Origin of the sequence: Microcoleus sp. AR_TQ3_B6 (genome assembly GCF_036702785.1) — a bacterium.
Classification (GTDB): domain Bacteria; phylum Cyanobacteriota; class Cyanobacteriia; order Cyanobacteriales; family Microcoleaceae; genus Microcoleus.
In genome coordinates this window covers 98522-119170 of sequence record NZ_JAUBVJ010000016.1, presented here as the reverse complement: position 1 = coordinate 119170, position 20649 = coordinate 98522, and the positions used below count along the sequence as shown (strand labels likewise).

The window sequence follows — 20649 nt, the reverse complement described above, 5'->3', positions numbered from 1 at the left end:
TCATTCCATCATTCCTCTTTCACGATCGTCGCTCTATTTTACTATTTTTCTCCGCCCTTTACAAAAAAGCACTACCAATATTTTTTCTAGTTAATCTCAAACAATCTATTAACAGAGTTTGTGTTCCATAAGATATACTTTTAATTATATAATTATATTTTCTAATCGTTATTGAGGTCGTATTTTGAACGGTTATCTTATCTACCATCCATCTCGTACTAAATCAGTATTCGATAGCACCGTAGTTTATCATGACTCCATTGGAGGCAATCAAGATCCGTATATTTGGAATTGTAAATTCCTGCATTCCTACTGTCACATTACACAAATGTCTTTCCTAGTAGATAATATTAACTTTTGGGTCAGTGGCGATACCTTTCCAAACTTCAATAACCTTTATTGTGATTTGGTATTTATTATAAAAGAAAAAATCCATTGGAAAGATGCTAATACTATAGATCGTACTGATGCTATTATTGATACTGATGAAGCATATCTGGATCACTATCGTTGGGCTTGGCAACATCCTTTTAAGCGCCGTCGCAGATTCACCCTTAAAGCTGATCCAGATAACAGCTTTCAGCCACAGAACGCTTTTCAAGAATTAATTGATATTCTTCCTTTTCTGATCGAACAAGGACTGACCCTACCTGAAATTCGTCGAGGTATGAGAGCGGGCTTTAATTCTAAACCGTTTAGCCTTAATGCTTCTTTGGCAGCTAATCTTTACTCTTGGTTGGATCGAACCGCAGCTATTAAACTTGAGGGAGCTAAATTACAAAAAGTTCGTGAAAACAACCCACATCTAGCAAGCCTATAAATTTATTGAAAATTTTAGTATAATCCCTTGGTTAATAAAAATTATTTTTTAAGTAAGAGTTACGGAATTTAGCCTTAGCCATATAAACAGCTTGCTTAAATTTCCATTGTTGGTGAGGCAAGGAATCTTTAACATTTTGTAATTTAACTAAACTTCTATAATCCCCCGTAATTTGACAAATTACTCTAGCGATTGCCTTACAACATCCATCAGGATATTTGACAACTTGCAACTCAGAAAACCGAATCACTACCCAATTCCTTTCTAAGAAAAACCGATTGCGCTGATTGTCTTTATTCCTATCCACACAATGATGAGGTTTTCCCGTTTTCCCATCATAAGGTTCATCAATCTCGATATCTATAGCCAAACCAGTCGCTTGATGAATCAAAATAAAGTCAGCAGTGTAACGAAAAGATGTACCTGGGATAGGAAACTCGCCACCCATACAGAAGTCATAAAAACCAGAAAAATAACGACATAAGTAAACAAAAAACTGCTTTTCACTTACCCCTTGCTGTACTTCTTTCTTCCCATGACTTGCAGGTGGTTGAACGATTTCTTTCAATAACCCCTTAAGCAGGTTAGACCGTTTCCGCAACAGAGAAATATATTGCTCGCTTTCCTTATCTTTTGATTGCAAGCGACGCAGTTGATAACTTTCGTACTCAGCTAACTGTCGTTCATACTCAGCCAATCGTTTGTTATAGCGATCGCGCACTTGAAAATCAACAATTCGTAGATAAAAAAAAGCCGCTACTACACTAACTGAAGCACATACCAGCGATGACCAAAAAGCTATAACGCTCATGCCAAATCGCCAGTTAACCAACATTACCATCACAACACTGGCTATCCAAAACTGAATTACCAAATAATAACGAGAATTATTGAAAACTGGCAGTCGCGGCGGGAAAGGCTGTTCTATTTTAGGAGTAGCGTTTTCTGACAAAACTGGTATCGGGTTATCCGCGCAGAACTGACGAATTGAATCGGGGATAAGAATAACCGGGTAAAAGCCTCTTATTTGGCTCATGGTTGTGCTTTTTGTAAGCAATGTACAAGCTCAGATTATGCGTTTTTTCTGTTTTTAAACTACTAAATATGCGCGTCCTCTCCCATCATGCCAAGGAATTACCAACTCCTCTACCTAATTTCCGATGTCATCGATTTATACATGGGCTAACGCCCAGCTTTAGGGGTGGAAATAACAAGTTGGTACGCGACTACTTATGCCTACAAATCAGCCCAATACACAAAAAATTGCCGCAGACCGTCTCAAATCCACGCGGGAAAAACTGACAAGAAAAATCAAATTGGCATTGAAGACTGCAACGCCTGAAGAAACTCTGGAAGTGTGGATGTTGATGAAACGGCAAGAACTCAAGAGAACGACTCTTGGGTTATCGGAACAGCAGATGGAAAGCGTCGTGCGATCGCTAATCCTAGAACTCGGCTATGACATCATCGCTACCTCAACTGCCTCACCTGCTGCTGCATCGCCAGAACCAGAAGTTCAGACAGATGAAAGCGAAGTGGATGACGCGGATGAGGATAACGATGCTGATTTCACTAACGACGATCTTGAAGGCGACCAAGATAACTTTTCAGAAGAATTATCAGATGTATCTGAAGAAAAACTTCCTTCTCGCAAGCAGCGGGTTCCTGCTTTGAAAAAAGTGGAAAGCTTAAGGGCTTCTACGCGAAATGGAAAGCACTATTAAGCATTGTTGAATTTGCAACTCTAAAGGAGGTTTTACACAACCGTGTACCTGCAAAAATGTGAAACTGACAATACAACAAATACGCTCAGTTCCTACACTAATACTTCTTTAGTAGGAATAGTAAATTTCAAATCAGACTCTCTAGAACTTATCCCAGAGACGGAAATTTTGGAAGTAGGCGCTGATGACATTGACTCTCATAGTTTGGAAGACGAGCTCACGCCAGGAGCGCTAGACATACTCGCTCGAATTGAAACTTTTGATGAGTATTTTCATTGTTGCGGAAGGTGGTAACTAATGTATTTAGCCAAAGATTCGTTAGCCAGATATTCGATACAAGCAGTCGAACTCTGGAATCAATTGGAAACTGCTGAAACTCCCGAAGAAGAGGAGGCTATTCTTAAAGAAATCTGGGAAAACCAGACAAACCAGGAAATTGCTGCTGACACGCAAGCCGAACTAGCAGATCAACTAGATGCTGAAATTTGTGCCGTCAAAGCACGCTTAAAACACTTAGTAGAACTGCATAATGAGGCAATTGAACGACTGGAACGGTGGCGCAACAGTCTAGATAAAACCTTGCTACAATTTCACTCAATGGGAGTAATTCCTACAGAGATTGTGGGGCGCTCGCGTCACATCCGACTCAAGGAAAATCCGCCGAGTTGCGAAGTATTAATAAATCCTTGTGATTTGCCAACAGAGTACCGCGCAGAAAAGCTAGTTGTTACACCCAACAAACGCAAAATCCTAGCTGACTGGAAACAAGGCATTCCCGTTGATGGCACTCGAATTGAGCGTAAACTCAGAGTTGAATACGGAATAGTACCATCAAATCTTACCTCTGCAACTGAGGTAATTTCTAATCGTGCTGCAGCACCAAATACTCAGGAGAATCATTCAACTATAACACAAAATAGTAGGCGAAAAGAAAAGGCGGTCGCTAAAAGCGTTGATGGTTCTAACAAGAAGATGAAAGCACGAGCAGGCTAGGGTAAATCTTCATACAAACAAGCGTGGGATGTTTAACTAACAGCAGATAGTTGTTATCTCGCTATCTGCTAAACCTTTTTTTTGAAGTAATTTAGGACAGCTTAATCCATGAATAAACAAAACAACCATTCCTTTGATATTTCAACATTTGACACAATTATCTACCGGATATATCGAGGAAAACTTGCCATCTTTATTGAGGATGGAGACAACCGCCTCGATATATCGTTTCCCATAAAAGATGGGCGATTATTCGTCCTCCTTGGTTCTATAAGAGCCGCTGTAGCTGAAGCAATGACCGATTACTTGGAAGTAGAAGCCTACAGAGATGAGCCGCTACTATTATTAAGTGGATCTTTGAATAAGTTTAATTAATACGAATAAGGGGGCTAACGCCCATAAGTAGTATGACAAGCTATTAAATAGCATAGCCAAAATGAAATGGTTGACACCAGAAGAGGCCGTCGCGGCTGCTAATTTATCGGTAACGAGCGAAGAGTTACTTGAGTATACAATTCAAGCCGAAGATGAAGAAACAATAGAGGAAAAATTCCAAAAAATTGGACTGCTATTTGACCGCGATCGCTGGCAAGCCAAAAAACATTATCTAGGTCTCCTCTCGCCAGCTAAAGTTAAAAAACCAGTCGCTACTGAATCATCAACCTCTGCAAGCGATTCAGAATCAATAGATGATGATAATTGGGCAGAGGAAGATGAAGAAAATGCTGTCTCTGAAACTGAAGAATCCCACAATTTACAATCCGAACATCAAGAAGAACCTTATATCTTAGAGAAATGTACCGTCGAACTGCACCTGACATTTAAACCAGATGACGGCCATCCAGACGGACGAATTGTAATTATTTCCGCAAGTAGTCACAGGGACTTTCCAGTTAGCGAAAAGATAAGAGAGTCATCATTGGGAGAATTACCGCCACCTCTCAAAGAACTGCTGAAGGAACTTGTAGCAGATTTTCCTAATTGCCAAGTGCGGCGACAGATTGCTAATGCTCGCAACCAAAAGAAAAGAAGCGCTAACCCAAATAAACCTGGAAGCGAAGCAAGTAGCACCACTACGTCTACAACTTCTACAGAGTCTAAAACTACTGGAACGCAACTGACCTTATTTGGGATTTGAACGACATACCTACTTTTGGGATAAAAAAATGACTTCAAAAAAGAAAGTGCTAATTTCCTTCGAGGGACAACAGCATCCTGTTGATGAGGAAATAGCAAATGATGATAACGAACTCCGCAAATTGCTCACAACTTATTACCCAGATTGCGCCAACGCCGACATCATTAGAAAACCTGGAGAATTAATTACAATAGCCAAACGCAACGGCTCTAAAGGAGTAAAATAACCATGAAAATGACTCCTTTAGAATTCCTCATCAATGCACCAGAGGAAGTCAATCCAGCACTATCTATGTGCCGGAAACTACAACGGTTAGAGCTTTCTGGCGAACTCGATAGCGCGACTATGAAAGAAATGGTAAAAGCTATTGAGTTAGCTATTTCAAAAGGGACAGACGACGTGAGAGCAGTTGAGCAAACCAAGAAACGACTGTTAAATAGTCGCTCTGTAGCTGGTGCAGTTCCAATGGGGTTTTAATATGGCTGCAATTTGGAATGCTAAATCCGCTCTGCAAATATTACAGCAGTGCCAACCAATCATCGACTTTAAATCAGCAACCGATTATTTGTTAGATAAACTGAACACCTATCAACTACTCAGTCTTTATCAACAATTGTTTCCTTTGGAATGGGAAAAAAGCCAATCAGAACTCTACTCGGAAGATGAAAATCACAGTCCGAAGGAATTGGAGTTTATTTCGCTAGTTAACGAACATTTATTTCCGATTGACGACATAATTTTAGAGGGCGCTTATGAAGAGCGCCTCTATCAAATTCCTGTCTCACCCAAAGGAGTAGACTGGCAAGAGCATGAAGAAGGAATTGACGCATTGCGAAGCGGATGGCAGATATTACTGCCGCTTTCGCAGTCAGGTCGGTGGTGGTTGGAATCGGTAGCAGGCGATGAAGGAGAATCCTGGTACGAATGTACGTTTGGATACAGCTTGAAAGACATTGCACATCCCGAAAAAACTAACTTCAAACTTCTCAAGAGATTAGCCCGTCGCGTTGCACCTCCTATCAGCGATTTGCCTATAGCCTTAGCACTCCTTGACTTAGAAACGGGCAATATTTGGCTAGACCAAAGTGTTTGCTGCGAAAGTTATTGGAATCGTAATTTTGAATCAAGACCTTGGAAGATTGAAGAGATTCACTTCCTAACAAGTGAATGGAAGAAAGCCACTCAGTTACTAGATAAGGCTGACGAATTAATTGACTGGATTGAATCCGACCCTAACACCAATTTCTCGCAACTCTTAGCATTATGGAATCTGACATTACATCTGAAATAATTCGAGAGTTACTGGAGGTTGCCCCCCGAAAATTGTCCACTATTCAAGCCGAACTTCTCTTTATTGAGGGCGGTACTTACATTTTTCACTATCAATCGGGGGACAGTTCCAAGTACAAATGCCTGTCTCCAGCAACTCTGCGAGCAGCTTTTGCCAATACACCCATTGATTCGGGTTGGATAAACCCTGAATCGGGGATAGTACGCTGGGGAACTGGCAGCGCCGGGGAATGGACAATCAGATTCGTGCTACCTCAGAAACACGAAATAAATTTGTTGGAATCAAAGCACTTGGTTGCTTTACCAGCATTGGTGTTCTTGGGGTTGAAATTTGATTACTGGGTTTGGGCAATTAAAGGCTCTAAATTTGACCCGGAAGCAGATGCTTTTCACGTTCCGCTGCCCAACGTCTATTTGCATTCCTATCAACCCTGTGGACGCATCTGCTGGGGAGATAATAAACCCCCTGTAGCTTCGCCCAATACTATTAAAAAAGCTTGGGAATTGTTCATCTCTAGTCCCTTCAACGGACATTTGAGTGACGGCAAATCTAGGGCGCAACCCAGTGACGTGCGCTTGCAGCTCGAAAAAGCAGTTAAACGTTCATCTTACCCAGTTAAAGATTTAGTCAGCACGAACCAAACAATTGCCAAATTAGTTTCAGCAATAACTGATGATTGAACCACCTAAACTGAATCACTACAACTTAGAAATTGTCGATTATAAGGTTGTCAAACTCGGAGACAATCTGCCGTTTCACTCTAGCAGTATGTTCGAGTATCTGATTGGCAGCAATGGCATCTTTGTTAGAGCGGTTAGACGGGGGTTAGAAGTGATAATTCCGGTGGAAAATTTTACCGCGTCAATCAGAGGATTAGAACCGATTGAGCCTTTAGTCCGATTAACTCCCGGACGAATCCCTCAGCAGATACTCATGCAAATGTGGAAAGAGAGTTGTATCGCCGCGCTTGCAGAACCACCGTTAGAAATCACTTTCCACATTCATCAGGAACAAGGACAATGGCGGCTCGTAATTCCAGAGCAAACGCAAAGTTCTGCTAAATGTAGAGCAATTGAATACGGTTTAGATTCTTCGTACATTAACGCCACTGTAGAGGTACATTCGCACAATCGGATGGCAGCTTTCTTCTCAGGTGCAGATGATGCAGATGAAGGGGGTTTCCGCATTTTCGTAGTTTTAGGGAGAGTGACTGAATCGAGCGCTGAAATTATTTGCCGCGTGGGAGTTTATCGACAGTTCTGGCACGTTCCGGCTGACTGGATATTTGAATTACCGAGTTTCATTGTAGATGTCACAGTTGGTGGAGAAAAAGACGATTTGATTGATAAATTCTACTCCAGTTCTGTTGCGCCATCTTTGTTAGATGACCCAATCGAATTGTAAACAAGATTTGGAGATTTACCCCATGTTTAATTATGATTATTTGGAAGCTTCGCCTTTGATTGTCAGACAAGCTGATTCGATTGATTTTTGGCTAATTGGGGCGGGAGGAACGGGTTCTTGGCTGTCTTACCATATTGCGCGACTGGCACGGAGTTTGGGTAAGTCGGGGAAAAAGGTGCAATTTGCGATCGCAGATCCCGATCGAGTTGAAGAAGCCAACATCAGCAGGCAAGCTTTCTGCGATAAGGAAATTGGACTGCCCAAGGCGCAGGCTCTAGCGTTGAGATACTCTATCGCTTGGGGAGTTGACACGACGGCTTTCGTGCAGGTATTTGACCCCAAGCTAATCCGCTACGCCTACGACAAACTGACCATCCTGGTGGGGTGCGTGGACACGGCAGCCGGGAGAGCGGCAATTAATCAGGCTCTGGAGTTAAACCAATTTTACAGCCGTTCTGAAATTCCCCGCGTGTGGTATCTGGATTGCGGAAATCATGCAGCAGCCGGACAAATTTTGCTGGGCAGTTCTTTGGAAACTGACTCGGAGTTCTATAATTTTGGGGGGCTGGGATGTGCTAGGCTGCCATCTCCGATGCTCCTGGCTCCTGACCTTTTGAAACCGAAACCTGAAGAGTTGACAAATAATCTATCTTGTGCTGAGATGGCAGTGCTGAATGTGCAGAGCGAAAGCGTGAATGTTCGAGTGGCGGCTGAGGCGGCGGATTATTTGTACCGGATGGCTGCGGGCAATCTCAAGCGGTTTGCGACCTATTTTGATTTGGAGAGTGGGACGGCGCGATCGGTCTATATTACCCAGCAGTCGGTCACTGTGGCATTGAAATCTAAAGCTTGATATCAAGACTTTGGAAAAGACAGAGGGAATACTACAGCTAGTTCCTATTTATGATTTATTTATGTTGGTAAAGCCGTTTTCAGAAATTTTCTCAACTAGGGAAGAGGCAGAGAAAGCATTTGAATTCTTAAAACACACTCTAGAATTCTTAGGTGTTAATAAGGCAGACGACTCACAGTTCTGTTTGAGCATCGAACGTGGTCCCCACATTGACCCCAGCCATCTTCTGGAGGCGCTCAAACCAGCAGGTGTGAATAGCGTTGAAGATTCGCGCTATATAAAGATTATGCAGGTTTCAGAAGAGAATCCTTTGTATTGCAGCAAGTGGTTATTGACCCTTGACTTCAAAGGCTGGCGGGTATGTGCTTTTTCAAAGTCGTCTCCATCGAAGCTGTGTTTTCCGTTTGTTGGAGATCGAAAAATAACTGAAATTAAAGCATCAGAGCATGATGGCGTCCCGCAGGAACTAAAGAACTCCTATTACCGAGTATCAGATCAGTACCTGATGAAGACCCCCTGGGACAGAGGCACAAAGGAAGCATCTGATAAAGCGTTAAATATCTACAAGGATCTAAAGGAAAATGAATCTTCTATCAAACATAGTTTTTCTCACCAAGTGATTGCTGAAGCAGTATTTGACTCGAACAAACGAGACGAGCTGCTATTATATAAAGGGTTGCCAGGATGGACTGAGAATGGGAATCTGACTACATCTTTAGAGGATTTCGAGGACATCAAACAACGAATTGCTGCACAGGGATTTCGGATAGACGATCGTTTGCTACGACGTTATCATTTGGCACTAAACACTCGAAATTTCGTCATTTTGTCCGGGGTTAGCGGGACAGGAAAAACCTGGTTGACTAAGGCGTATGCAGAAGCGATAAATGCAAAGTACCAATTAGTCCCAGTGGCTCCCAACTGGACAACTAATGAAGACTTGTTAGGATATTTCAACCCGATTAATCAGAAGTACCATGATACGGATTTCAGCCACTTTTTGACAGCAGCGGAGACGGAATACAAACAGGCACAAGAGGAAGGGCGACTACCAAAGCCTTATCACTTAGTTTTAGATGAAATGAATTTAGCGAGGGTAGAGTACTACTTTGCAAAGTTTCTGTCTGCAATGGAAGTGCGAATGCGAGAGACAACCGCACCGATTGAGCTAGGGTCAAATCAAGAAATAGGGAAGCGCGAGCTATTATTGACACCAAACCTTTATTTTATTGGTACAGTCAATGTGGATGAGACAACTCATGGATTTGCTGATAAGGTTTACGACCGCGCCCAACTAATTGAGTTGACTGTTGATCAGAAGCAGTTGGTGGATTATCTAAAAGAAAAAGCTTGTGATAAGGGCTGTGCTGACGTACTGATGCAGGTCTGGGATGCTGTTCACTCTGTTGCGCCGTTTGCATTCCGGGTCGTAGGTGAGATAGTGACTTACGTGAAACAAGCTGAAGAAGAGAGTGGGCCGTGGACGGATGCCTTGGATGAACAGTTGCTCCAGAAGGTATTGCCTAAGTTTAAAGGAGTAGATAGCCGTGTTGGAGAAGCATTAGAAAAGTTTTTAGAGATTGCAAAGAGCAATAGCTTGGAACTGAGCCGTATGAAAGCCGAAGATATGCTGAATAAATTTAAAGCACATGGATTCACTTCATACTTCCAGTAAGTTAGGGTTTCGCGACTTCGAGGGCAAGAGTTTGGAGGTGCCGAAAGAGTGGCAACCAGCGCTGATCGAAGTGCGGTTGCCACCTGACCAGCGGTCACAGGTAAAGTTGTTTCGGCAAGATCGTCAGCTAGATGTGCAACTGCGCACTATCCAAAAGCAGGATTGCATAGTTGCAGAGTGGGAACGGTCAGACCCTGGCTATTATCAGTTGCGCTTAGAGTGTGGAAGTACAGTTGAAAAGCGGATCGTCACGGTTCTACCGGAGAAGATTACACTGGATGCCTTTACTCAACTGCTAAGCGATTTATCAATGGGATTACCAGCAGCAGTGGCAGTGGCACTACAGCAGGTTGGAGCATTTGGCAATTTAGTGTTCCGAACGCCACAGGAAACGACAGTAGCAGAGGAACTTAACCGCCTACGAAGAACGATTTTGGGTACAGAGGAACGACCCGGATTGCAAAGTCTTTTACCAAAATTAGCACTTGACCCCCATCAAGTTCTGCGATCGCAGGAGGTATGGGTTCCGCAGGCTCAGGCACGACGGCTTTCCATCAGTGGATTACCGCAGGCAATGGGGGGCCACAATCTGGACAAATTTGGTAAACCAGTGCGTGTCCTCGACTGTCGGGTAGAGCATACGTTGGATGTGTATGAAAACCGTCTGGTGAAGTTGTACGTGCATCAAGTTGAGCGGCGATTGCTGCGACTAGAAAAGTTGCTGACATCCGGCGATGATTACAGCGACTGTATCCCAGAGCTACAGAATTTGGTAAATAGCCTAAAAAAGGCTAAGAGACAAGCACAGTTTCTCTCGGAAGTCAGCTTACCGCAGTCTTTGACCAACCAGTTGACAATGGTCTTGCTAAAGCGTCCTGCTTACCGGGCAGTCCTAGAGGGCTTTTTGGAGTTTTGCAGACAGATCGAAGTCCGATTGGATCAATCGGCGCTGGATGTGCCGTTGCAGAATCTACCATACCTGTATCAACTATGGGGAACACTTCAAGTAATCAAAGTATTGCTGAAAGTTGCAGCAGAGCAAGGATATCGGTTAAAGCACAATCGGTTGACGCGCCCGATTGACAACGAGTTGGTGGTGGTGCTACCAAACGGAGAAATAGCAGTAGAACTGGTTCATCCACAGACTGGAGTATCGGTGACGCTTACCCCAGAGCGTACCTTTGAAACCGACCGAAGTGCAGCTACCTACAGCATTAGCTTTAAGCAGCGCCCAGATATTGTCGTCGAAGTAAAGCATCCATCTAGTCAGGTTCCTAGCATCTATCTATTCGATCCAAAGTACAAGGTGGAGTGGCGAGAAGGTTGTAAAGTTCCTCTCAAACAGGACATTGACAAGATGCACAGCTATCGAGATGCCATTCGTGGAGTTGGTGGGGTGCGAGTAGTTCAATATGCAGCTATCTTATACCCTGGGGATTATGTGCAATATGATGACGGGTTAGAAGCACTACCCACACACCCTTTGTCAGTTGAGCTACTGCACAATTGTCTCCGCCCAGTCTTTGAATCGGCAATGAATTTCTAATTAAGGAAATAGTGCTGCAATTAGGAAAGTAAAAACTCCTACCCTATTAAGCCAATACCTAATCGAACTGCTTCATATTTCCTATGCCTACAAGCGAATTTGTTGTAAAAATTCACGATGAGCAGGAACCTAAACAATCAAACCTGCATGAAAACTCTCCAAAGAACGTTTGGTCGCAAACTGTCCCACCGCAACTGCTTATTCAATGGAAAATTTTCCATTGGGCATAGCCAAACCAAGAGGCCATATCAGGGCGGCTACCGCCGCCCCATCGAACCAAACACCCCATGCCTCTGCTATGTGTCCCCCTACGCCTAGACCCTATCGATATATGTAGGGTCAGCCTGAATTCGCTCGTCGAAGTCCATATTCTCCCATTCTTCAATAACCCTCCCCGGTCTGTCCATCAAATCCGCAGGAGCACTGCTGGGACGCACGAATGGGTATTTATCCTCATCTTCAGGAGCGATCGTCAATTCCACCAGCTCAGTATCTTCATCTTCAAACAGAGCCGGATTAACAATTGTATCAACCTTTAGTTCCATTTCAATCACCTCAAAAACACTTCCAACGGTCAACACTTGACCGAGTTTCAACCTGTTAAGGCTTAGATAGACTTTTCTTACCTGCCTTACCAACTGTTTCAACAATTCCTATTCTAACACCTCAATTCTAGGGAGAAATCAACTCATGGTCGCCACAGTTGTTACCGAACAAGGACTCAAGATTCCCGTTTTCGATGCCGCTTACACTGATGCCAAAGGTCGAAATGTAGGAAAATTTTTCAACAACCCAGAAATCCTGCGCCACTCGATTTTGCAAGCAATATTTCAACCAGAGGAACTGAAGACATTAATGATTGTCAAACTTGACAAATCCAATCCAGATCCTAGCCAATTACGCGCCAGCATCCATGACCCAGTAGACGGCATCAAGCGACGCATGATATTTCAATCTGGAAACAGCTATTATTTTGGTGACGAAACCCTAGCCAAAAAGATAGGAGACTTATTCGTAACCGAAAAAGACACTGCCTGTCGCTACGGTTCCCTTCTAGTCAGCACTTGTATGTCCGGCGTATCAGAATGCGACCACCTGCGAGTAAAAATTGTTGATTTCACCGACCCGCAATATGCTAAATATCGAACCGGAGACTGTCACGGTGCAATCAGTTCCGAATTACTCAAAAGCATCGGCGGCGAGAAAAATCGAGCCAGTCAATTTCGTTTCGCTTGGCTACGCAGTTGGAATACAGAAAATACAGAATCCACACCCCAAGTCAGCTTTTTGGCTAAAGGAACCCTCCGTCCCGATGACAATTTACTCGGCTCATTAGCCGACTCTGAAGGGAACAAACCTCAACTTATTTTAGACCGTTCCAGCATCAAAGGGATCAATAAAAAACAACTAAAAGAACTCATTCTTTGTGGCGATTATGAATTACCCAAAGCCATCCTTGGAAACCGCAAAAACAGTCAAATCGGCATCACCCAAACAAGCTGGCAGTCTACTGGAGTTTGGTTCGACGAAGAAGCCCAAAGGCAAGACTTAGTACCAACAACTAAAGCCGAAGCCAAAAGACTGGCAGCACTGCAACGCGACCCCATGAAATTGCGCCAAGCGATGATTGAAGATTATGACAAGCGTGAAGCATTTTTAGCGCGTTTGAACGAAAGAAGACTTAAAGAACAGCAGGAAAAATTATCAACTACAAGTGACGACGAAATTAACGGTGACAGCGAGGAAGGTACCGAGGATAAAAAGCGGGAAAGACAGGACATCCAGATGCTCAAAGCCGATAAATTCGGACTGATGATAGGCAGTCCCGAATTCACCAATATGGCAGAAAGGTGGCTGGCATCCAAATGGCGAAATCTGGCAACCAGGGGAGCTTTATCAATGACTTCGGCAATGGCTCTCCCCTGCGAAGATTTACCCAAAGGCACGGTTTGCGCTAACCATTTAGAAGAAGGAGAATGCGTTCAAGGTCGATTCCCAATTCTCAACAAAGATGGTCTGAGGATATATCAAAATGTACACGCAAAAAACCTGGAAAATATTCCAGAGGAAACCCGTGCTGTTATGTCGAAAATCAAAGGGGTAATTTGGTTCAATCCCAAAGACTTAGAAAAGTTCCATCAAGGAGACTTTGACGGTGACGAACCGTTTGGCATCGAAACTCGAAAAATCCCTCACATTGCCCAACAAATCTTACCAGCACAAGACGGATTATTTGACTTCGGAGAAGTGGTACAAGCGGAGAAAGTTCCCTATACTAAAGCTCGGTATCGAGAAGACGACCCCGAAGTCAGAGAAGGTAAAGTTAAAGCAGGTCAACGCAAATTTACCACCCTAGAACAAATTGGAGTTGCCAGCTCTCAAAATGAAGTCGGAATCGTCGCCTTAGCCATTGGCAAAGTAGCAGCAGCACTCCCCAACCCCGGCGAAGATGAAAAGCTATTTCTCAAGCAGCAAAAGCGATTTATCGCTGCTCTCAGCATCATGGAACAGTACGAAGTTGACTACCAGAAAAACTCGCTGCGGGGTAAAGATGCCAAAGAAGTGAAAGAGAAAACAGGTTTAAATCCCGATACTTTACTAGAAAAAGTAGATGAATGGTGCGAGAAACACAAAAGCTGCATTTACTTTTTCCAGTACAAAGGAGACGATCGATTGTACAAACAATTTCCCATGCCTGCCGACTTTCCCAATCCTGTTTACGTCCTAGCCAAAGAAGCCGTTAACCCTTATTGGGAACAGACGCGGCTCATCCACCGCAACCGAGATGAATTTCAGCACATTCTTCCCCCAATTCCGGCTCATTTAATCGTGTCGAAAGACAATCGCCAGCAACTGGATGCAGCAGGCATTGAGTATGAAAAAGAAGGGAAGGAATTGCACGTTTTCTATGAGTACAAAAATGCCTTAGTAGAGAGAGGAATCGAGTACCGACACAGCAAAGAAAATGACCTGCATTGGGAAGAAAACGAATTACAATGGGCGAAAGACCTGGTGCAGCGCTTTCAAGAGGACAAAAGCATTATCTACGATCGCACTGGCAGCGATATCAAAACTCGCAAAGAGGAAATGGGCAAACTTTATGACAGTTATCGAGCGGAGATTGACGAAATTTGGGATACTCTTGAAAGAAAAACCAGGGCTGCTCATGCCTTATTCCAAGCTACCCATACTTCCGATAACCTGAGCAAACACCGGACAATCTGCCAGAAGGTGGCAGAGAAATTGGAAATTACCTTTTCCCTCCAAGAAGACTACGAATTGCTGCACGAAGCCTTGCCGCGAGATGTCTACGTTCTGCAAGTTCCTTTCCAGAAAGTGAAAACTAAAGACGGCCGAACCATTGACCTTCCTAACCAATGGAAAGACGCACTCGATAGCAAAGGGATTGAATATGAAGCTACTGCTCATCCCGAATTGCCGTTAGTTGAATTCGCCTTCAAAAACTTACCCCAGAGCATGGTGGCGAAACTAGATGCCAAATATGGAGATAATTCCAACGACCATATCGACACCGACTCTTTGAAAGTAACCAACTACTCCGGTAATGAAACCAGACTCCTCATCGTCCCTCCCGTCGATTGTCGGTGGATTGAGTCTCAAGATAAAGCAGGTAGAGGCGCACTTGTCTACAAATTATTCATGGATGAAATCTCCCATGCTTTGTCAAATTATCGGGTAAATCAAATAGAAGTAGTCAATGTCAAACATCCCGATAACGATTACTCAAAGGAAGATTTCTCCAAGTCAAAATGGAAGGATCGGAAAGTAACTCTGCAAGTGGGAACGATAGACTTACCTCCCACTCACGAGAAATATTACCGATTTCAAGGCACTCCCATTATCCAGTTGGACGGGAAAAACTTGGGTACATTTTCCCCCGAAAGTCCTAAGTTGCCCCCTGGAACCACTTTTGAGGCGACGCTTTCCCCCGACAAAGGCGGCAGGTCAGTTATGCTGAAAGTTGACCGCGAATCGATTCGGTTGCCTGATATTCAATTGCCCGCGATCGATTCACTTGAAGTATCTCAGAGTTCTGAGTTGGCGAAGCCTGCGGGAAACGCGATTCGCTCAGCGATCCGCCCAAACGGAATCGCTCAAAACAGTAGCACGTACCAACCGCCAAAATTCCAACAAGAACCTGCTTCAAAACCAGAAACGGCAGTTAATAACGGAAAGGGCGACACCACTAACGCTAAAGCTGACAACTGGCGGCTTTCTCTGCAAGACACGCTCTTTAGCGTCGTGTCGGAAACATACAAGCAACGGCGATCGCACCTTCCTTCCGAGAGTACCCAACACTTCAAGTTTGGCGACAACCAATGGACGGCTTACGTACAGCCGAATGGGGATTGCTTTGTCAGAAACGAGTCCAAGCGCACCGTGTTTAAAGCCAACGTTAACACCGGGGAGGTTCAAATTCTTCTGACAGAGCAAGCTGCGGCTCGTTTCCAAGAGATGATGGTGGAACGGGAAAAAGCTTTGTCCCAGTCTCGGCCTACTCTCGCGCCTGCGCCTGAATCAAAACCGAGGGAGTTGGAAATGGTTTAGTTAAGTGGAGGGGGTTGGGGATTTGAGGGCGATCGCGCAAGGCCCAATGGAAAATTTTCCATTGAGTCTTGTCACCCGTTTGTCACACATTTGCCTGCACGCTCGTGCCAACCGACTGCTTGTACCGACGCGAAGCCGAAAAAAGTGGGTTAAAAAAGTAGGTAATTTTGTGCATTTTTTACCTGCTTTTTCCTAGTATTTCCTATTTATTCCTGTTGTTTCCTATTTATTGCTACTTTCGAGCAGATTTGGTAAACCTTATTGCGAATAATTCTTATTGTTGGAATAATTTTATGCACATCCAGCACTACTTTAAATTGTACTGACCTAAAAGACGCTTTTTATTATGACTCAATGATTCCTCAACTAAAAAGTGATTACTCAGTTTCTCAATCACTCTAGTTTGCTGTTCCTTGCTGCATCTCATGTAAGACATTTGGGTATTTATGATTTACTTTATAAATTAGCTCTAATATCTTTTTCAACTCCTGGCACTCATTCGCTAGCGGGATGTCTAACTCGGTGGCTATTGCTAGAGCTTGAACACAACACTCATACGCCAGTTTAGTATCACCCAATATTTGATATAGAGTGGCTAAGTTCGTGAGGATTAAAGCCTCACTGGAACGAGAACCAATTTTTTTATAAATCGCTAAGGCTGCCTGCCAATATTCTAAAGCTTCAGAATTTCGGTTAAGCTTGGCTAGTGTAGTTCCTAAATTCCCCAAAGCATCTCCCTCACCCAGACAATCTTCTATTTCTTGCATAATGGCTAAATATTTCTTCTGGCACTCAATTGCTTTCTCATAACCTTCTAATCCAGCGTAAGAAGTTCCCAGACTTCCCAGTGCATTACCTTCACCTGAGCGGTATCCGATTATGTGTAGTATTTCCCGACTACGGTTTTGATACTTAATTGCTTTGCGGTACTTACCTTGTGTAGAATAAAGAAGTCCTAAGTTATTCAGAGCAGCACCTTCTCCCTGATAATCGTTGTTTTCCCATGCAATAACCAAACGCTGCTGAAAGCAATTTATGGCTTTATCATAGCCTCCCAGCCGGAAGTGAGAAAGCCCCTGACTGTTCAAAGCAGCACCCACTGTTTGAAAGTCTTTAATTCCTTGAGATTCCTTCAAACACTTATCATAAAAGTCAATCGCTTGTCGATAGTCCCCTTTAGCATAATGTAAATTGCCCAAACCATATAAGAAAGTAGTATTTAATTCTGGACTAGGAGTGTTTAACAGCTTGTTGTAAAGTTCAGCTAGTTCTGGATAGTATCCCCAGCTAAATAGTTGATTGTGTAATTCTTCATTAAAAAAAATGCGAATCGAGCTGATTGCGATGGCTCGTTTCCAGTCTTCTACTTCGCAAATATGGTGAAATGCTTCCAAATATTTCTGTACCTTCTTTAAATTGTCAGCATCACGAGGTAGTTCTTCCTCATCATTGAGGAAATTTTCTACAGCTATATAATGGTCGAGTTGCTCAATTGGTACTTCATCTAAATTAATTTCCAATCTAGAAACTAGCAATTGACTGGGCGTATTTGAGTTAGTCATTATTTGGGATTTTATTAATAAAATATCTAATTAAATTAAACCTTAATTGTTGATAACTTTAATGCCTCCATACGAAAGTGATAAGCTAATTCATCAAGACCTTGTATTTGACAAACATCTACTAAATTATTAAGAGCTACAATCTCATCGTAACGAGCGCCAATTTCTCTAAAAATATTTAGTGCTTCCTTCAAGTTTTCCATTGCTTCTGAATATTTTTCTAATGCAATTTGCGTACTACCCAAATTACATAGTGCTCCTCCTTCCCCAAAGCGATCGTTAGTATTTCTTGAAATATTTAACCATTTAAGATAGCAACTCATTGCTTTTTGCTTTTTGTTTAATGAAGAATAGGCATTACCTAAACCACCTAATGCGCTACCTTCTGTTAAAGGATCTCCTATCTCTCTGGCAATCTTCAAACATTTTTTGTGAGACTCTATTGATTGACAATAGTCACCTATAGAACAGTAGGCAATGCCGATATTGCCTAGCGCCATAGCAATAGTTGAGCGATCGCCAATTTGTTGTGCTATTTTCAAACCCTTTTGATGATATTCAATAGCTAATTGGTATTCTCCAAGAGATTGATATGCATTACCAAGATTACCCAATGCCATTGCTTCTCCTTCGCAAGTACCAATTTGTTTAGCAATAGTTAAACTCTGTTGATGATACTCAATTGCTTGGTCATATTCACCAAGGAAATCGTAGCTATTGCCCAATCCACCCAATGCTATTTCAACGCCTGCAAGATAGTCAATTTGTCTGGCAATAATTAAGCTTTCTTGGTAGTAATCAATTGCTTGGCGGTAGTTACCTAAAGTGTGATATGCATTACCAAGATTACTCAGTGCCATTGCTTCTCCCTGAATATCACCCATTTCCCTAGCTATAGTTAAATCCTGCTGATGGTATTCAATGGCACGGGTGCAATTTCCTAATGAGAAGTAGGCATTACCCAAATTGCTTAGTGCTGTTCCTTCACCACCACGATCGTTAAGTTCTCTTGCAATGGTCAAACTCTTTTGATGGTAATCAATTGCTTGTTGATAATCCCCTAATGAATCGTAGACATTGCCTAGATTACCCAAAGTTTTTCTTTCTCCCGCAAGATCGTCGATTTCTCGTGCTATTGATAAACATTGGTGAAAGTAATCAATAGCTTGATGATAGTTACCTAAATCATGATTGACAATGCCTAAGCCATTCAAGCAAATAGCATTCCATCTGGGAGTTAACTTACCTAAAAGTTTGCTGTAAAGTTCAAGTGGTTTACTCGAGTATCCCCAACTTCGTAGTTGATTGTCTAAATCTTCCTGAGTGGATGTATCAAGAGGGAAAGAAATTATTTCACTGGCTTTTTCCCAATCTTCCACTTCACAAAGATGGTGAAATGCTTCCAGATAGTGACTCACCTTTTCTAAATTCTCTACATCAAGCGGTAGTTCATCTTCATCAGTAAGAAAATTTTCTACTGCTATGTAATGGTCAAGTTGCTCAGTTGCTACTTCATCTAAGTTGAAGCTCCAACTAGCATACAGCAATTTACCAGGTTCTTTCAAACTATTGGTCATTTTGCTTGCTCTCCCGTATTGAAACTTTGCAATAATTGGTTACGATGTTCGATCCCCACACTACGAATCAAATTGTGCTGTCCTAAAACCCGCTTCTTATTGTGGTTTAACGATACCTCAACCAAAAAGCGATTATCGAGTTCCTCTATAGCTCTAATTAACCGTTCCTTACTACACTCCTGTTGTTCTAAACGCTTCAGCCAATGAACTAAATGCTTCAGCCAATACTCTTCTTTTTCTGGAGCGCGATACACCGAAGCTGCACAAATTAAAATGTAAGCATCCTTCACATCTCTTGCCAAGCGATTAAATGCTTTTTGCAATTTTTGTTTATTTACTTGGTCTCGCACTTGCCGAGTTAGCTTATGTAACTCCCATTCATCTTTTTCTCCCATATTTTTTCCTTGCTCTGCTTCCGCTAAAGCTTTTTCTACTTCTTCTATCTTTTGGCTTGTATTTTCGCGCTCATCATTCCAGTATGCCTGCACATCCCCATTGAACGGCTCACTCAAAATCTCCCCAATAATTACCCGTAACACTAGAGGATGTCCTTTGTAAGCTTTTCCAATTCGCAATAACAGGGGTCTATCGGGTGAATCCTCACTCACATCTAACCCCGTTGTCTCGAATAAGGCAACCTGTTCTGAGTCAGTTAATCCATATAAGATTTGGCGATGCCAGAAATTTCGGTAACGGGAATCTACCAACTTAACTGGCAAATCTTGTGAAGTGATGATTAAACGACTGTTGCAAGATTCTGCTGACAATAAGTTTAAAAAGAATTTATCCCACCAATTATCAACAAAATCACCCCAGCCTTCTGCTTCATTTCCTGTCAGCAGTCTTTCGAGCGAATCAATTAGTATTAACACCTGATTCTCCCGCAGGTATTTCGCTAACCTATACAATAATAGTTCTGGTTTTTTCTCCTCTGGTAAAAGTTTTTCTCCCCACTCCTCCAGCCATCTAGCCGCAACACTAGCAAAATCTGTAGCTTTGTCCTCATTATCAAAGTTCGCTCGCCGCAACCTGTTTTTCCAGTCTCCACCAAACCAGTCTTGCAACTCCACCGCTAATTTTTCAGCCAAAGCGGTTTTCCCAATTCCGGTAAGTCCCAAGATGAGTAACAGGCGACATGGCCCGCGAAGCTTCTGACCCAGTTCGGCTACAAGCTGCTCTCGACCTACCCAAGCATCATCATAGGCATAAAAACCTTGTGGCGGAGCAGAATCCAGATCATCTTGGCTTGGAGTGTTTAACTCAGCAATTTCTTGCCAGTCCAGCCCTAACCTGTTACAAAATTCTAAAAAATTATCATAACTAACAGGTTTGCCATTGACGAAGTTGACAACTGTGGAGCGACTGTAAACCCCTACCTCTCTACCTAAGTCTGTCTGGCGTAGCCCATTCCGCTTAAGAGCCTCTTTGACTCTTTGGATCTTGCTTACAGAAACTCTGAGCGATCGCAACATAGCTTACTTCAGTAAAACTACTCAT

19 protein-coding genes are annotated in these 20649 nt (G+C 42.9%); 14 read left to right on the top strand and 5 right to left on the bottom strand.

Translation table 11 applies throughout. The annotated features are described in order from the left end of the window. Positions 1-328: 328 nt before the first annotated feature. Entirely contained in the window at positions 329-820 is a 492-nt protein-coding gene (locus QUB56_RS11000; protein WP_332955182.1) for a hypothetical protein, read from the top strand. 31 nt (positions 821-851) lie between these two features. Here the strand turns inward: QUB56_RS11000 and QUB56_RS10995 are convergent, their stop codons facing one another. Beyond that, positions 852-1856 (bottom strand): hypothetical protein, encoded by a 1005-nt coding sequence (locus QUB56_RS10995; protein ID WP_332955181.1) that lies wholly within the window; start codon positions 1854-1856, stop codon positions 852-854. A 196-nt stretch (positions 1857-2052) separates the two neighbouring features. Here QUB56_RS10995 and QUB56_RS10990 point away from each other — a divergent pair, with 196 nt between their 5' ends. The 12 genes from QUB56_RS10990 to QUB56_RS10935 all read left to right on the top strand — a co-directional run bounded on the left by QUB56_RS10990 (position 2053) and on the right by QUB56_RS10935 (position 11444). Beyond that, on the top strand, positions 2053-2544 hold the full coding sequence (locus QUB56_RS10990; RefSeq protein ID WP_332955180.1) for a hypothetical protein: 492 nt from the start codon (positions 2053-2055) through the stop codon (positions 2542-2544). A 297-nt stretch (positions 2545-2841) separates the two neighbouring features. After that, a complete protein-coding gene (locus tag QUB56_RS10985) occupies positions 2842-3537 on the top strand; it encodes a siphovirus Gp157 family protein (RefSeq protein ID WP_332955179.1) in 696 nt (231 codons plus the stop codon). 108 nt (positions 3538-3645) lie between these two features. After that, the gene (locus QUB56_RS10980) at positions 3646-3912 is read left to right on the top strand and encodes a hypothetical protein (protein WP_332955178.1); all 267 of its coding nucleotides are present in this window, start codon (positions 3646-3648) and stop codon (positions 3910-3912) included. A 61-nt stretch (positions 3913-3973) separates the two neighbouring features. Then, positions 3974-4675: a hypothetical protein gene (locus QUB56_RS10975; protein ID WP_332955177.1), complete on the top strand. Its 702-nt coding sequence runs from the start codon at positions 3974-3976 to the stop codon at positions 4673-4675. A gap of 28 nt (positions 4676-4703) precedes the next feature. Further along, on the top strand, positions 4704-4901 hold the full coding sequence (locus QUB56_RS10970) for a hypothetical protein (RefSeq protein WP_332955176.1): 198 nt from the start codon (positions 4704-4706) through the stop codon (positions 4899-4901). Positions 4902-4903: 2 nt separating this feature from the next. After that, positions 4904-5152: a hypothetical protein gene (locus QUB56_RS10965; RefSeq protein ID WP_332955175.1), complete on the top strand. Its 249-nt coding sequence runs from the start codon at positions 4904-4906 to the stop codon at positions 5150-5152. 1 nt (position 5153) lies between these two features. Next, positions 5154-5966 carry a hypothetical protein gene (locus QUB56_RS10960; protein WP_332955174.1) on the top strand — a complete coding sequence of 271 codons (813 nt, stop codon included), beginning with the start codon at positions 5154-5156 and terminating at the stop codon, positions 5964-5966. Beyond that, positions 5939-6646: a hypothetical protein gene (locus tag QUB56_RS10955; protein ID WP_332955173.1), complete on the top strand. Its 708-nt coding sequence runs from the start codon at positions 5939-5941 to the stop codon at positions 6644-6646. Before QUB56_RS10960 ends, QUB56_RS10955 begins: the two co-directional genes overlap by 28 nt. Then, positions 6639-7370, top strand: coding sequence for a hypothetical protein (locus QUB56_RS10950; RefSeq protein WP_332955172.1), 732 nt, complete (start codon positions 6639-6641; stop codon positions 7368-7370). The genes QUB56_RS10955 and QUB56_RS10950 overlap by 8 nt, the downstream gene beginning before the upstream one ends. 22 nt (positions 7371-7392) lie before the next feature. Next, on the top strand, positions 7393-8223 hold the full coding sequence (locus QUB56_RS10945; RefSeq protein ID WP_332955171.1) for a ThiF family adenylyltransferase: 831 nt from the start codon (positions 7393-7395) through the stop codon (positions 8221-8223). 10 nt (positions 8224-8233) lie between these two features. Then, on the top strand, positions 8234-9898 hold the full coding sequence (locus QUB56_RS10940) for an AAA family ATPase (protein ID WP_332955170.1): 1665 nt from the start codon (positions 8234-8236) through the stop codon (positions 9896-9898). Further along, positions 9873-11444 (top strand): DUF2357 domain-containing protein, encoded by a 1572-nt coding sequence (locus QUB56_RS10935; RefSeq protein ID WP_332955169.1) that lies wholly within the window; start codon positions 9873-9875, stop codon positions 11442-11444. The genes QUB56_RS10940 and QUB56_RS10935 overlap by 26 nt, the downstream gene beginning before the upstream one ends. A 314-nt stretch (positions 11445-11758) precedes the next feature. Here the strand turns inward: QUB56_RS10935 and QUB56_RS10930 are convergent, their stop codons facing one another. Beyond that, on the bottom strand, positions 11759-11989 hold the full coding sequence (locus QUB56_RS10930) for a hypothetical protein (protein WP_015211745.1): 231 nt from the start codon (positions 11987-11989) through the stop codon (positions 11759-11761). A 145-nt stretch (positions 11990-12134) separates the two neighbouring features. On the opposite strand from QUB56_RS10930, the gene QUB56_RS10925 reads away from it, so the two are divergent. After that, positions 12135-16013 carry a hypothetical protein gene (locus QUB56_RS10925; RefSeq protein ID WP_332955168.1) on the top strand — a complete coding sequence of 1293 codons (3879 nt, stop codon included), beginning with the start codon at positions 12135-12137 and terminating at the stop codon, positions 16011-16013. A gap of 398 nt (positions 16014-16411) precedes the next feature. On the opposite strand, the gene QUB56_RS10920 is transcribed toward QUB56_RS10925, so the two are convergent. From QUB56_RS10920 to QUB56_RS10910, 3 genes are read right to left on the bottom strand one after another with little or no spacing between them, the layout of a single operon-like run. Beyond that, positions 16412-17575: a tetratricopeptide repeat protein gene (locus tag QUB56_RS10920; protein ID WP_332955167.1), complete on the bottom strand. Its 1164-nt coding sequence runs from the start codon at positions 17573-17575 to the stop codon at positions 16412-16414. Between the two features lie 35 nt (positions 17576-17610). Beyond that, positions 17611-19152, bottom strand: a complete 1542-nt coding sequence (locus tag QUB56_RS10915; RefSeq protein WP_332955166.1) for a tetratricopeptide repeat protein — start codon at positions 19150-19152, stop codon at positions 17611-17613. Next, positions 19149-20624, bottom strand: coding sequence for a helix-turn-helix transcriptional regulator (locus QUB56_RS10910; protein ID WP_332955165.1), 1476 nt, complete (start codon positions 20622-20624; stop codon positions 19149-19151). Before QUB56_RS10910 ends, QUB56_RS10915 begins: the two co-directional genes overlap by 4 nt. Between the last annotated feature and the right edge of the window lie 25 nt (positions 20625-20649).